This is a genomic window from Streptomyces sp. 891-h (assembly GCF_022760275.1).
GTDB classification, from domain to species: domain Bacteria; phylum Actinomycetota; class Actinomycetes; order Streptomycetales; family Streptomycetaceae; genus Streptomyces; species Streptomyces spirodelae.
In genome coordinates this window covers 4,392,129-4,404,307 of record NZ_CP050693.1, presented here as the reverse complement: position 1 = coordinate 4,404,307, position 12,179 = coordinate 4,392,129, and the positions used below count along the sequence as shown (strand labels likewise).

Genomic DNA, 12,179 nt, shown 5'->3' with positions numbered 1-12,179 from the left:
CCATCACTCCGTTCTGCGGATGATGGAGTAACGTGCAGGTCAGAGCATGTGCGCGAGGGAGCATGTTTCGCACTGGTTCACCGTGCTCACCTTGCGCATCCGAGCACCTTACGATGCCCGCATGCAGATCGTTTCCGCCCCTTTCGACCACCCGGATGCCCTGAAGCTGAACGATCTCGTGCTCCAGGAGTACGCACAGCGCTACGGCGATCCGGAAGGCGACGCGACAGTGCTGGACCCCTCGATGTTCCAGCCGCCGCGGGGGCTCTATCTGCTGGCCTACGACGAGGCGCAGCGGCCGGTCGCCACCGGCGGCTGGCGCTCGATGGACGCCGCGCGGGGAGCGGACGAGGAGGACGAGAACTACGCGGACGGCGACGCGGAGCTCAAGCGCATGTTCGTGGTGCCCCAGGCGCGCGGTCAGGGCCTGGCCCGCCGCATACTCGCGCTGCTGGAACAGGACGCGCGGGAAGCGGGCCGCACCCGCATGGTGCTGGAGACGGGGACGAAGCAGCCGGAGGCCATCGCGCTGTACACCTCGGCGGGGTACGAGCCGACTGTGGAGAAGTTCGGCTTCTACCGGTTCCACGAGGACAGCCGGTGCTTCACCAAGCCCCTTCGGTGAACCCCGTACCGCCCCGCGCGAAGTCCGCCGTCTCCGCGATCCCCCGCTCCTCCACCGAAACCACCCGCACGCCCGGACCCGCCGCGTCGGCTCCGCCGCCCGTCAGGTGCGCGGTCAGCGCGCGTCCGGGCGGAAGCTCCACCCAGCGGTCGGCGCCGGTCCCCCGCAGTGCCGCCGTCATCTCCTCCCAGCGCACAGGCAGCGCCACGGAGCGCGCCAGGTCGTCGAAAACGCCGTTCGCGTCCCCCTGCAGACACGCGCCGCTCGTGGAGGCCACATAGGGCAGCGCGGGCGTGCGGCGCGGGATGGTGGCCAGGTGCTGCGCCATCCGGATACCGATGTCGTGCGCGGGCTCCTCGGCGCGTTCCAGCAGCTCGGCGCGCAGCCGGACGGCGCGCAGCGCCTCCGGGAAGGTCAACAGCTCCGCCACGACGGCCGCCGCGAAGCCCCCGAGGCCGTGCCCCGCGACCGCCGAGGGCAGCACCTTCTCGTCGTCGGTCAGCGCCCTGGCCCCGGCCACCCCGGCGACCAGCAGACTGATGTGCCGCGCCACCTCGGACTCCGCCAGCGCCTCGGCGGAGTCCAGCTGCGCGACCCCTCCCGGGTGATTCCACTCGGCCTCCGCGAGCACGGTCGCCGAGGCGGCGGTGTCCGGCAGCCGGTGCAGCATGCCGGCGCGCAGCGAGGCCGGACCGGGGAAGAGGAACGCGACATTCATGGGGCCACCCTCACCCGCGGCGCCCCGGCCGTGCCAGTCGCACCTCCGCACGGCTGCGGATGCCGGACGCCGCGCGAGCGCCGATGGTAGGCGTATGACCGAAAACCTCTTGTTCGCCGACTTCACCGAGCGGGGCACCCGGGCTGCGCTGCTCGCGCTGGACAAGCTGGAGAGCGCGCACCAGGCAGGCACGATCGAACTGCGCGAGGCCCGGGTCATCGGCCGGGACGCGGACGGCAACGCGGAGGTCGCCGGGGAGGTGGACCACACGGCGACCGCCACCGGGCTGGCCGTCGGCGGGCTCGTCGGCGCGCTGCTGGGCCTGGTGGGCGGTCCCCCGGGCGCCCTGCTGGGTTTCGGCGCCGGGGGGCTGATCGGGAGCGGGCACGACGCCCGGCGGGTGATCGAGACGAACGAGGGGCTGGAGGAGCTGACGGCGGAGATCCCGCCCGGCAGCACGGTCGTGGTGGCCGACGTGCGGGAGACCTCCACCGGTCCGGCCGACGAGGCGCTGGGCCGGGGGGTGAGCCGCTATCTGGCCGCCACGGTGCGCGAGGAGCTTGAGGAGATTCTCACCACCCCGCAGCCGTTGCCCAACCCGTCGGACGCTCCCACCGGCCCGCCGACCGCCGGGCACGAGACCGGGCCGCACGGTGAGGGCGAGAGGGAGCGGGCGAGCGGGCGCGAGGAGCACTGGTGGCGGCGCTAGCCGCGGTGGACGGGCCGCCGGGGGACTGGTGGGGCTGAAGCTGTTCCACTGACCGCTCCGCTGATCGCCCACGGATCGCCCACTGATCGCTCCGCCGGGGGGCGGGGTCGCCGTCGGCTCACCCCTCCGCCGGGCGCCGGGCGCGGAAGCGGAGGCCGCCGCTGTCCGGGTGGCGGTCAACGGCGATGTCGGTGAACCCGGCCCGGGACAGCCGGGTGGGCAGTTCGCCGGGGTCGAGGGTGTTCATGGTGTCCCCGATGTGCAGCAGCCGGAAGCGGAAGTTCGGCTGGCTGTCGGCCCCGGCGAACGTCCCGCCCGGCCGCAGTACCCGGAAGGCCTCGGCGAAGATGCGGTCCTGGAGAGCGTCCGTGGGCACGTGGTGCAGCATCGTGAAGCACACCACGGCGGAGAACGCCGCGTCCGGCAGCGGCATGTCGGCCCCGTCAGCGTGCAGGACGCGTGCGCGGTCGCCCCACTTGTCGCGCAGCAGCGCGGCCGTCCCGCCGTCGATCTCCACGGCCGTCACCCGGGGCACGCGCTCGATCAGTACGCGCAGATTGGCCCCGTACCCCGGGCCGATCTCGACGATGTCCTCGCCCAGTTCGACGTTCTCCAACGCCCACGGCAGCAGGTGATCCCGCACGCCCGCGGCCCACTTCTCGGAACTGCACAGTCTCCGGTGTGCTCTGTTCATCGGCATACGGAAAGCCAAGCAGCGCCGACAGCCGCCCACTACGCCGTACGCTGCCAACTGATGCCGCCATACGGACAGTCTCCGCCTACGCCCCACGCCTGTGAGGCCGCGCCCGGACAGCAGGCCCTCGTGGTACGCAGCTTCCCCCTGCGGCGCGGATCGTGGTTCGAGGAGCACCACCACCCGGCGCACCAACTCGCCTGGTGCACCAGCGGCCTGCTGTCGGTGCGGACACCGGGCGGCACCTGGCTGCTGCCGCCCTCGGTCGCCCTGTGGATACCCGCGCACACCCCGCACGCGACCGGCGCCACCAGTACGGCAGTGCTGCGCAGTCCGTACATCGCTCCCGGCCACTGTCCGGTGGCCTGGTGCGAGCCCACGGTGGTGTCCGTACCGCCGCTGCTGCGCGAACTCATCAACCACCTGGCCGAGCCCTCGCTCCCCGGGCCCGCCCGCGAGCGTGCTGAGGGGGTGCTGTTCGACCTGCTGGAGCCGGTACCGGCCCGCGACATCGGCCTGACGTGGCCGGCCGATCCGCGGGCCCGTACGGTGGCCGAGGCGCTCCGCGCCGACCTGGCCGACTCCCGGCCGCTCGCCGCCTGGGGCCCGGTGGCGGGCGCCAGCGCCCGTACCCTGGCGCGGCTGTTCGTGGCCGAGACCGGGCTCGGCTTCGGCCGCTGGCGGGAGCGGCTACGGGTCCAGGAGGCGATGCCGCTGCTGGCGCAGGGGCGCTCGGTCGAGTCCGTCGCACACCGGGTGGGCTACGCCTCCGCGAGCGCCTTCATCGCCGCGTTCCGCCGCACTGTCGGTCTCACTCCGGGGCAGTTCTTCGGGTGACCGCCGCTCTCGGGTGACCGCCGCGCCCCGGGCCGCTGGTGCGTTCGGGCCGTCGGTGCGTTCGGGCCGTCGGATGCCGGGGCTTCACGGCAGCCGGGCCAGGAACTCCCGCACATGCTCGAGCCACAGCTTGCGGTGCTGCTCGCCGAGGACGTGGGCGCCACCGGGGATCTCCAGCAGGGTGGCACCTGGGATGGCCTCGGCGAGCTGTCGGGAGCTGTCCGGAAGGACGAGACGGTCGCCGGTGGGCATCGCCACGAGAGTGGGCACCGAGAGCCGTGCGAGATCGCCGCGCACATCGACTCGCCGTACCAGGTCGAAATGGTCCACCATTCCCGGCGGCATACCGTCCCGGGTGGCTGCGACGGCGGTCTCCAGCTCCTCGGCGGTGAGCCCGCTCAGGTCCTGCTCCTGGAGGGCCGACTGGGTGGCCACCCGCGCCACCGAGTCCCACTCGCCCTCCCGCCCGAACCGGACGATCAGGTCGGACGCGAACGAGAGCACCGGATCGGCCACCGCGAACCCGGCGGTCAGCACCAGCCCCGTCACCCGGTCCGGATGGCGCGCCGCCGCACGCACGGACACCGCGGACCCCAAGGACTCTCCCAGCAGCGTGAACCGCTCGTGCCCGCGCGAGACGGCGGCCTCCACGACGGCGTCCACCAGCGCGTCGAGCTCCAGAGGGCCCGAGGGGAGGGGCGAGGCGCCGGCGCCCGGGTAGTGCGGGCCGACCAGCGCGTGGTCGGAGGCCAGGTCGTCGAGCACCTGGCCGAAGTTGGGCAGTATGCCCCCACCCGCCCCGTGCGCCAGCAGCAGCGCCGGGCCGCTGCCCTGTACGTGCACGTCGAGGGTGGAGGGATCGATCCGGGACGTGGATACGGCGGTTGCCGATGTGTGCTCCTTGGTCATGTGCCAGAAGCTAAACTCCGACATCAGTGTCAGAGTCAAGCCGAGTCGGAGCAGACACCGAGTCGGGCACAGGTGAATACGCCCTCACCTGACAGGAGGCGGCTGTATGCGGATGAAGGAGATGGTGCGCCGGACCGGCGTCCACGAGCGGCTGCTGCGCTACTACGAGCAGCAGGGTCTGCTCAGCCCCCGTCGGCTGCCCAGTGGCTACCGCGAGTACAGCGAGGCCGACGTCGAGACAGTGCGCAGGGTGCGCTGTCTGCTGACGGCCGGACTGTCGACCTCGGTGATCGCGCAGCTCCTGCCGTGCCTGCGCGACGAGGAGGGCCGCCTGGTGCCCACCTGCCCCGACCTGGTCGCGGAACTGCTCGCCCAGCGCGACCGGATGACGGCTCAGATCGAGGCCCTGCACACCTCGCGCGGCCTCCTCGACGAGGTGCTGACCGCCACCCCCGCAGATCTCAAACAGGCCGCGTCTACGGCTGGGGCCGCGTCCATGGCTGGGGTTGGGGCTGGGTCGGCGGCTGCGGCTGCGTCCGGTTAGGCAGCTCGGTACACCGCGAGGCCGAACGACACCGTCACCCGCACCGGCCCGCCCAGCGCCGCGACCCGCGCCCGCAGCTCCTCCGGCGCCACGTGCCGCGCGGCAGGCCCCATGGCGGCGAGGTTCTCCACCTCCTGCGGGGACAACTCCACGGTGTACTCCAGCGCTTCGGCGCGCTCCCGTACGAAGTGCCCGGACAGTGCGCGCTCCAGGCGCTCCTCCTTGTCCGGGTCGACCTCCAGCAGCCCCAGCCGGCCGCGCAGCTCGCCCAGATGGCGTTCGGTGGGCGTGACGACCAGCAGCGCGCCCCCGGGCCTGAGCACCCGGTGGAACTCACCTCCGTTGCGCGGCGCGAAGACGTTGAGGACGAGGTCCACGCAGGTGTCCCGTACCGGGAACGGCCGCCATACGTCCCAGCTGGCCGCACCCGCCCGGGGGTGCGCCCGCGCGGCGCGGCGCAGCGCGTACGGCGAGGCGTCCAGCGCCAGCCCCACGGAGTCCGGCAGCGCTTCCAGTACGGCGGCCAGATAGTGCCCGGTGCCCGCCCCGGCGTCCAGTACGACGCGGCCCTCAGCGCGCTCGCTGCCGCCCTCGTCGCCACCCGCACGGCGCTCGCCGCCCGCTCCGTCCCCGGGGAGCCCGAGGCAGGCGCTGAGCCGTGCCAGTGCCTCCGTCAGCGGTGCGTAGTGGCCTGCCTCCAGGAACGCGGTGCGTGCCTGCACCATGGCGGCGCTGTCGGCGTTCACGGTGCGCTTGCCGCCCGACAGCAGACTCACGTAACCCTGCCGCGCGATGTCGAAAGTGTGCCTCCGCGGACAGCGCAGTGCCCGCTCCGCGACCTCCAGCTCGTCCTGGCAGACGGGGCACCGCACCACTCCGGTCAGCACCTCCCAGGGGCCGCGGCGCACCGGGTCCTGGCGCAGGCGACCGGCTCGTTCGGGCTCGTGACGCGCGGTGGGTGGTTCGGACATGCTGCGGCAGCTTCCTCGGGCGGCGGGGCGCCCCCAGGCTACCGCCGTGCCGTACCGGTCCCGCCCTCAGGAGCGGCGGACGACGTCGGGTCGCGTGTGAACCGGTCGGCTGTGAGGGGTCCCGCCGGGAACCGGTCGTCCGTGAACCGGTCGGCCGCCTCGCCGTGCAGCCGCCCGGACGGCAGCCTGCGCCCGAACGCGACCAGCAGCAGGTCCTGTGCGGCCCCTGTGACCGGCGCTCCGGTGCCGTACGACCAGTCGAGGTCCTCGGCCCGCAGTCGGACACCGCTCAGATCGGCGCCGAAGAACTTCAGGCTCCGGGGCGTGACCCCGCCCAGCAGCACCCGTATCCGGTCCCGCGGTACGCGCCGCGGGTGACCGAGTGCGACGGTGATGTCCAGCCCGTGCACCACGTCGTGGCCCAGAGCCGCCGGGAGGCCGCCCACCGGGGGCTTCCAGGGGTGCTCCGCGTTGTCCCGCAGGGCTGCGGCGAGCTCGGCCGTGCTCAGTGCGGCAGCGTCTCGGCGCGCGCACTGGTCGGTCATCCGGTGCAGGTTGCCCCGGGCCCGCAGCAGTTCCCGCAGCATCTGGGAGCGCGACGAGCGGAATCCGGATGACATGTGCGCCGCCACTTCCCGCACCCGCCACCCGGCGCACAGGGAGGGCGCGTCCCAGTCGGCTTCCCGCAGACCGTCCAACAGGTCTGCGAGCTCCGTACGTTCGGCTGCGATGGCGCGCTCGATGTCCATGTCCACTCCCGTGAAGCCTCGGCGGTGATCTCTTCCAGCGTGGCCGCGGGGCGGTGCATAAGTCCAAGAGAAGGTTCTTCTGGCTCCCAGAAGTGCTGGTTATGCGAGTGGATAGGCTCCGGGCATGGATCTGCGGCAGCTCCAGTTCTTCGTCACCGTGGTCGAGGAGGGCAGCTTCACCAGAGCCGCCGAACGCCTCCACCTCGCCCAGCCCGGCCTCAGCGCACGCATCCGGCAGCTCGAACGCGAACTGGGCCACCCGCTGGTGGACCGAACGGGGCGCTCAGTGACGCCGACCGAGGTCGGCGAGACCGTACTGCCGTACGCCAGAGCGGCACTGGAGGCCGTCGAGAACGTACGGCACACCACGGAAGCGTTCACCGGGCTGCTGCGCGGCCATGTGTCCGTGGGACTGGTGTCGGGCGCGACCGGGCAGTTCGACATCGCCGCCGTCCTGGCCGCCTTCCACAGCGAGCACCCGGGGGTCGATATCGCCCTGACCGAGGACACCTCGGAACGCATGCTCCAGGCGCTGCGCCGGGGCGAGCTCGACATCGGCGTGCTGGGGCTGACGGACGAGCACCCGCCCGAGGGCACCACCGCCGAGATCGTGATCGACGAACCGGTCGTGGTGGCCGTCGCCCCCGGCGACCCGCTGCTGGCACAGAGCGACAGACCCTTGCCGGTGGCGGCCCTGCGCGACCGCGCCCTGATCAGCCTGCCGCGCGGCACAGGTCTGCGCGGCGTACTGGAACGCGCCTGCGCGCAGGCAGGATTCCGGCCCCGGGTCGCCTTCGAGGCCGCCGCGCCCCCGCTGCTCGCCCGGCTGGCGGCTCGGGGACTGGGAGCCGCCGTCATCCCGGCCATGCCGCCGGCCACGGCTGCCGCCCTGGGGCTGCGGACGCTGCACCTGACGCCTCAGCCGCGCGCACGGATCGGCCTCACCTGGCGCACCGGCGGCCCGGCGAGCCCGGCTGCCCGCGCCCTGCTGCCCCGGCTTCGCGCTGTTCTGGGCGTGCCCCGGAAGGGCGACAGCGGCACCCCGGACGAATACGGCGCCTGACGTTCTCCCCGCAACCGGGAGGACCGAAAATCGGAATTCCGACCATCGCGATATGGGACCGCAGTCCGGCGGTCCTGATGACGCACGAGCCCTGTGAAAAGGGTGGGGCATAAGTGGCCACTTGGCTCCACCTCCACCGTTCGCACTGCGGCGAAAAAGAGGTGCCTGTTGAGCGTTGCGCGCGTGCGCCCGGTGCGCGGGGGCCGGGCGGGGCGCCGCCCGCGCACGCCAGTCGCCGATTCGGTGAAAATACATTTCCGCCACCATACGAACAGTCCGCATCCTCACTCAGGAGTTACATACCTCGTGAAAACCGCATGCTCATAAGTCTGAGTACTGCGAACGGGAGTTTCCGCTGGCTGGAGTAGTCGTTGACGGGGTTGTACCCGAGACGGTCATACCCGGCATCCGCCGCTGGCGCGGGTCATCGCGGACGACACAGGGCTGCGCGCCGTCGGTCACCACCGGAAGCGTCGTACGCATGCGGGACCGGTCTCGACACAGTCGTCTGAACCTGCCCGCAGAGAAGAGAGTTCAGTCTTGACCGAGACGTCGCACTCGTACGCGTCCTACGCGCCCCCCGATCCGGACACCGGCCTCACCGGACCGAGACAACCGACAGAACCGGACGCGCACTCAGTACACGCGTACGGTGCCTCCACGGTCAGGAACAACACAGCGCTGCGCCTCGGCCTCGTGGACCCCCTGGACACCGGAACCCTCGGGCTGACCCGCTTCTCGCCGCAACCCGAGCGCGGCGAGCGCGCCGGGCACACCGAGCCCCCCGACCTGGACGCGGAGCTCGCCCACTTCCTCAACACGGTCGAGCACCAGGGCCTCGTGGACTCCACAGGCGATCTCACCCGGGCCAAGCACCGCAAGGAGCGTCCCCTGGAGCGGATCAAGCAGAAGCGCCAGGAAGAGTTCAACTGGCGGCGGGTGCTCAGCGCCTTCTCCGTCACCCTGACGGCCATGATCGTGATGCTGGTCAGCTTCCTGGGCGCCAAGGCGTCCTACCCGGCGCTCTACAACCTCGCCCAGGAGTCGGCACCGCCGAGCGTCGCGCACGCCTGGCCGCTGCTGATCTACGCGCCCTGGGTGGCGGCCACGCTGTCCATCCTGCGCACCCGCGCCTACCGCCGCCGCACCGTGCACTCCTGGCTCGTCGTCCTCTTCTTCGCCGCCGTCGCCTCCCTGCTGTGTGTCGCCGACGCGCCGGCCACTCCCGCGGGCATCGCCGTGGCCGGTCTGCCGCCGATCACCGCGCTGCTCTGCTTCCACCAGCTCGTCCGGCAGCTCGACCTCCCGCCGGTTCCCACCCCCGCCTCCCGGCACGCCCGCCCGCCTCGCGCGACCAACCGCCACCGGTCGGCGGGCTGAGACATCGGTCAACCTGGTTGACGGCACCGGTCAACCAGGTTGACCGGTGCCGTACTGGCACAGCTCAGCTGTCGGCGCTGTCGGCGGGAGCGTCGCGCCGGGGCCTCGCCCGGACGTGCATGCGCTCACCCTGGCGGCCGAAGAGACTGAGTATCTCGACGGGACCGCTGCCCGTGCTGCCGAACCAGTGCGGCAAGCGCGTGTCGAACTCGGCGACCTCCCCCGGTCCCAGCACCAGATCGTGCTCCGCCAGCAGCAGCCGCAGCCGCCCCGAGAGGACGTACAGCCACTCGTAGCCCTCGTGCGTGCACTGTTCGGGCTCTGTGCGGTCGGCAGGGAGCACCATTTTGAACGCCTGCTGCGGCCCCGGCTGACGGGTCAGCGGCAGCACCGTATTGCCGTTGACCCGCTGCGGCTTGAGGCGTACGCGGGGGTCACCGGTCTCGGGCGCGTCGACGAGTTCGTCCAGCGGAACCTGGTGGGCCTGCGCGAGGGGCAGCAGCAGCTCCAGGCTGGGGCGGCGCTGACCGGACTCCAGCCTGGAGAGGGTGCTCTTGGAGATACCGGTGGCCCGGGCGAGCGCGGCCAGGGTGACCCCGCGCCGGGTCCGCAGCTGCTTGAGCCGCGGTCCGACCTGGTCGAGCGCCCGAGCGAGGGCGGAGGACTCTGTCACCCCGCTATTGCACCCCACTTTTCCCGGAAACGGCAACAAAGGTTGCCGCTTCTGCGCGTGCGGTCGCAGCCTGCGCCCAGGAGGTGATCGCGATGAGCGACACAAGAGCCCCCCGGCACAGCGCCGGAGCGGCCGGGAAGGTGTACGACGCGGTGGTCGTCGGCGCGGGAGCGGGCGGCCTCAACGCCGCCCTGGTGCTGGCGCGGGCGCGCCTCACGGTGGCCGTTGTCGACGGAGGGCGGCCCCGCAACGCGCCCGCCGCACACATGCGGGGCTTCCTCTCCCGGGACGGCATGTCCCCGGCCGGGCTGCTGGAGGCCGGCCGGGCGGAGCTCACCGGCTACGGCGTCCCCCTCATCGACAACCAGGTTGACCAGATATCGCCCGGCTTCTTCGTCCGGCTCTCCGGCGGCGCGGTTCTGCGAGCCCGTCGGCTGGTGGTCGCCACGGGACTGCGCGACCAACTGCCCGATCTCCCCGGCATCCGCGAACGGTGGGGTCAGGACGTGCTCCACTGCCCGTTCTGCCACGCCTACGAGGTCCGGGACCAGCCGCTCGGCGTACTGGGCACCCACCCGGCCGGCGTCGACCAGGCGCTGCTGCTCGCCCAGTGGTCCCCCGACATCGTCTACTTCCCGCACACCCGGCCACTGAGCGACCGGGACCGCGAGCGACTGACCGCACGCGGAGTCCGGATCGCCGAGGGCGCGATCAAGCGTCTGGCAGTGGCCGACAACCGGCTGCACGGCGTCGAACTGGCCGACGGACAAGTGGTGCCCCGCACCGCGGTCTTCGTCTTCCCGCAGACGGTCCCGAACGACTCCCTGCTGACCGGACTCGGCTGCGCCAAGGACGAGCAGGGCCTGGTGACCACGGACCGGTCGGGACGCACCAGCGCGTTCGGCGTCTGGGCGGTCGGCAACGTCGTCGATCCACGCGCCCAAGTGGTGACAGCGGCCGGCATGGGAGCCGCGGCTGCCTTCGCGGTCACCCACGACCTGGTGAACGAGGACATCGAACGCGCCGTCGAGGAGCACCGCACGGCCGGCGACAGGGCCGGCGCCGTACCGCAGGAGGCCGCCGTATGACACACAGCCACGCCGAGGACATCGACTGGGAGGCCCTGAGCGCCGCCCTGGAGCGCGAGGCCGAACTGCACCTGCCCGCACTGGAGACGGCGGCCGACTGGCTGCGCGGCCTGCTGGGCGCCGACTCGCCCGGCGACGGCCGGGTGAGCCGCGTCCTGGACATCGGCAGCGGACCGGGCGTCGTCACCTGCCTGCTCGCCCAACGCTTCCCCGGCGCCGGGACGGTTGCCGTCGACCAGGCGCCCGGCCTGCTGGACCGGACCCTGACCCGCGCGGCCGAGCAGGGCCTCAACGGCCGGGTCTCCCCCCTCAGGGCCGCCCTGCCCGAAGACCTGGACACCCTCGGCTCCGCCGACCTGATCTGGACCAGCCACGCGGTACACCACCTCGGCGACCAACAGGCCGCGCTGGATGCCCTGGCCACCCGCCTGCGCCCCGGCGGCGTTCTGGCCGTCGCCGAACGAGGGCTGCCCCCGCGCTTCCTCCCCCGCGACATCGGCCTGGGCCGCCCCGGCCTGCAGGCTCGCCTGGACGCCGCGCTGGAGGAGAGGTTCACCGCCATGCGCGCCGCACTCCCCGGCTCGACCTCCACCGTCGAGGACTGGCCCGCCATGCTCTCCCACGCCGGCCTGGTCCCCACCGGCAGCCGCACCTTCCTCACCGACCACCCGTCCCCCCTCTCCCTGCCCGCCCGGGAACACCTGCACAACACGCTGACCCGGCTGCGCGACCACTTGGCCCCGTATCTGGACGAGGAGGACCTCACCACTATCGACAGCCTCCTCCACGGTGACGCCTGCTCCGGCATCCTGTGGCGCCCCGACGCCTTCTTCCTCTCAGCCACCACAGTCCACACAGCCCGCGCCTGCCCCAGCTGACGGTCTCCCGGGGACACGGGGAGCCCGGGACCTCCGAGGGGCCCGGGCTCTCTGCCGCATGCGTGCCTGCCGGCCCGGAACGCTGCCCGGGCAGACGGAAAGCCGCCGCACTTGGTGGGCGCCGGTCTCAGCGGCGCAAGAGGATCTCCTCCTCCGCGCGGGCGTCGTCACCTGCCTGCGTTGCTGTACTTCGCTGCCGTACGACGCGAAAGAGCCCCTGTCGGATGACTCCGACAGGGGCTCTGACGTGCTGTGGACCTGAGGGGATTTGAACCCCTGACCCTCTCGTTGCGAACGAGATGCGCTACCGGACTGCGCCACAGGCCCTTGCGACGGGTGAA

General features: G+C 72.4%; 14 protein-coding genes and 1 tRNA gene. 8 read left to right on the top strand and 7 right to left on the bottom strand.

The genetic code is table 11. From position 1 onward, the window contains the following. The first annotated feature begins 121 nt into the window (after positions 1–121). Positions 122–625: a GNAT family N-acetyltransferase gene (locus HC362_RS19275; protein ID WP_243085248.1), complete on the top strand. Its 504-nt coding sequence runs from the start codon at positions 122–124 to the stop codon at positions 623–625. On the opposite strand, the gene HC362_RS19270 is transcribed toward HC362_RS19275, so the two are convergent. Then, positions 606–1,343 (bottom strand): hypothetical protein, encoded by a 738-nt coding sequence (locus HC362_RS19270; protein WP_243085247.1) that lies wholly within the window; start codon positions 1,341–1,343, stop codon positions 606–608. The genes HC362_RS19275 and HC362_RS19270 overlap by 20 nt on opposite strands. A gap of 94 nt (positions 1,344–1,437) precedes the next feature. Here HC362_RS19270 and HC362_RS19265 point away from each other — a divergent pair, with 94 nt between their 5' ends. Continuing rightward, positions 1,438–2,052 carry a DUF1269 domain-containing protein gene (locus HC362_RS19265; protein ID WP_243085246.1) on the top strand — a complete coding sequence of 205 codons (615 nt, stop codon included), beginning with the start codon at positions 1,438–1,440 and terminating at the stop codon, positions 2,050–2,052. 118 nt (positions 2,053–2,170) lie between these two features. On the opposite strand, the gene HC362_RS19260 is transcribed toward HC362_RS19265, so the two are convergent. Continuing rightward, a complete protein-coding gene (locus tag HC362_RS19260) occupies positions 2,171–2,752 on the bottom strand; it encodes a class I SAM-dependent methyltransferase (RefSeq protein WP_243085244.1) in 582 nt (193 codons plus the stop codon). 54 nt (positions 2,753–2,806) lie between these two features. Between HC362_RS19260 and HC362_RS19255 the strand changes: the two genes are divergently transcribed. Then, positions 2,807–3,583 carry a helix-turn-helix transcriptional regulator gene (locus HC362_RS19255; RefSeq protein WP_243085243.1) on the top strand — a complete coding sequence of 259 codons (777 nt, stop codon included), beginning with the start codon at positions 2,807–2,809 and terminating at the stop codon, positions 3,581–3,583. Between the two features lie 84 nt (positions 3,584–3,667). On the opposite strand, the gene HC362_RS19250 is transcribed toward HC362_RS19255, so the two are convergent. Beyond that, positions 3,668–4,492 (bottom strand): alpha/beta hydrolase, encoded by an 825-nt coding sequence (locus tag HC362_RS19250; protein ID WP_243085241.1) that lies wholly within the window; start codon positions 4,490–4,492, stop codon positions 3,668–3,670. Positions 4,493–4,598: 106 nt separating this feature from the next. Between HC362_RS19250 and HC362_RS19245 the strand changes: the two genes are divergently transcribed. After that, on the top strand, positions 4,599–5,036 hold the full coding sequence (locus HC362_RS19245) for a MerR family transcriptional regulator (RefSeq protein WP_243085240.1): 438 nt from the start codon (positions 4,599–4,601) through the stop codon (positions 5,034–5,036). Here HC362_RS19245 and HC362_RS19240 read toward each other — a convergent pair. Further along, positions 5,033–6,007 carry a putative RNA methyltransferase gene (locus HC362_RS19240; protein ID WP_243085239.1) on the bottom strand — a complete coding sequence of 325 codons (975 nt, stop codon included), beginning with the start codon at positions 6,005–6,007 and terminating at the stop codon, positions 5,033–5,035. The genes HC362_RS19245 and HC362_RS19240 overlap by 4 nt on opposite strands. A 38-nt stretch (positions 6,008–6,045) precedes the next feature. Further along, the gene (locus HC362_RS19235; RefSeq protein WP_243085237.1) at positions 6,046–6,756 is read right to left on the bottom strand and encodes a maleylpyruvate isomerase family mycothiol-dependent enzyme; all 711 of its coding nucleotides are present in this window, start codon (positions 6,754–6,756) and stop codon (positions 6,046–6,048) included. A gap of 124 nt (positions 6,757–6,880) precedes the next feature. Here HC362_RS19235 and HC362_RS19230 point away from each other — a divergent pair, with 124 nt between their 5' ends. Both HC362_RS19230 and HC362_RS19225 read left to right on the top strand, forming a co-directional pair. Further along, positions 6,881–7,819 carry a LysR family transcriptional regulator gene (locus HC362_RS19230; RefSeq protein WP_243085235.1) on the top strand — a complete coding sequence of 313 codons (939 nt, stop codon included), beginning with the start codon at positions 6,881–6,883 and terminating at the stop codon, positions 7,817–7,819. Between the two features lie 540 nt (positions 7,820–8,359). After that, complete coding sequence (locus HC362_RS19225; protein ID WP_243085234.1) at positions 8,360–9,199, top strand: DUF2637 domain-containing protein; 840 nt, start codon at positions 8,360–8,362, stop codon at positions 9,197–9,199. A gap of 64 nt (positions 9,200–9,263) precedes the next feature. Here HC362_RS19225 and HC362_RS19220 read toward each other — a convergent pair whose 3' ends face one another. Continuing rightward, positions 9,264–9,872, bottom strand: coding sequence for an XRE family transcriptional regulator (locus HC362_RS19220; protein WP_243085232.1), 609 nt, complete (start codon positions 9,870–9,872; stop codon positions 9,264–9,266). Between the two features lie 92 nt (positions 9,873–9,964). Here HC362_RS19220 and HC362_RS19215 point away from each other — a divergent pair, with 92 nt between their 5' ends. Together HC362_RS19215 and HC362_RS19210 are read left to right on the top strand one after the other, a co-directional pair. Continuing rightward, positions 9,965–10,960 carry an NAD(P)/FAD-dependent oxidoreductase gene (locus tag HC362_RS19215; RefSeq protein WP_243085231.1) on the top strand — a complete coding sequence of 332 codons (996 nt, stop codon included), beginning with the start codon at positions 9,965–9,967 and terminating at the stop codon, positions 10,958–10,960. Next, positions 10,957–11,838: a class I SAM-dependent methyltransferase gene (locus HC362_RS19210; protein WP_243085229.1), complete on the top strand. Its 882-nt coding sequence runs from the start codon at positions 10,957–10,959 to the stop codon at positions 11,836–11,838. Before HC362_RS19215 ends, HC362_RS19210 begins: the two co-directional genes overlap by 4 nt. A 253-nt stretch (positions 11,839–12,091) precedes the next feature. Here the strand turns inward: HC362_RS19210 and HC362_RS19205 are convergent. Beyond that, positions 12,092–12,165 (bottom strand) — tRNA-Ala (locus HC362_RS19205). Positions 12,166–12,179 lie beyond the last annotated feature (14 nt).

Bases quoted from the DNA above. Each gene is read 5' to 3' on its own strand.
- HC362_RS19275 (WP_243085248.1), top strand. From the start codon at position 122: ATGCAGATCGTTTCCGCCCCTTTCGACCACCCGGATGCCCTGAAGCTG.
- HC362_RS19270 (WP_243085247.1), bottom strand. From the start codon at position 1,343: ATGAATGTCGCGTTCCTCTTCCCCGGTCCGGCCTCGCTGCGCGCCGGC.
- HC362_RS19265 (WP_243085246.1), top strand. From the start codon at position 1,438: ATGACCGAAAACCTCTTGTTCGCCGACTTCACCGAGCGGGGCACCCGG.
- HC362_RS19260 (WP_243085244.1), bottom strand. From the start codon at position 2,752: ATGCCGATGAACAGAGCACACCGGAGACTGTGCAGTTCCGAGAAGTGG.
- HC362_RS19255 (WP_243085243.1), top strand. From the start codon at position 2,807: ATGCCGCCATACGGACAGTCTCCGCCTACGCCCCACGCCTGTGAGGCC.
- HC362_RS19250 (WP_243085241.1), bottom strand. From the start codon at position 4,492: ATGACCAAGGAGCACACATCGGCAACCGCCGTATCCACGTCCCGGATC.
- HC362_RS19245 (WP_243085240.1), top strand. From the start codon at position 4,599: ATGCGGATGAAGGAGATGGTGCGCCGGACCGGCGTCCACGAGCGGCTG.
- HC362_RS19240 (WP_243085239.1), bottom strand. From the start codon at position 6,007: ATGTCCGAACCACCCACCGCGCGTCACGAGCCCGAACGAGCCGGTCGC.
- HC362_RS19235 (WP_243085237.1), bottom strand. From the start codon at position 6,756: ATGGACATCGAGCGCGCCATCGCAGCCGAACGTACGGAGCTCGCAGAC.
- HC362_RS19230 (WP_243085235.1), top strand. From the start codon at position 6,881: ATGGATCTGCGGCAGCTCCAGTTCTTCGTCACCGTGGTCGAGGAGGGC.
- HC362_RS19215 (WP_243085231.1), top strand. From the start codon at position 9,965: ATGAGCGACACAAGAGCCCCCCGGCACAGCGCCGGAGCGGCCGGGAAG.
- HC362_RS19210 (WP_243085229.1), top strand. From the start codon at position 10,957: ATGACACACAGCCACGCCGAGGACATCGACTGGGAGGCCCTGAGCGCC.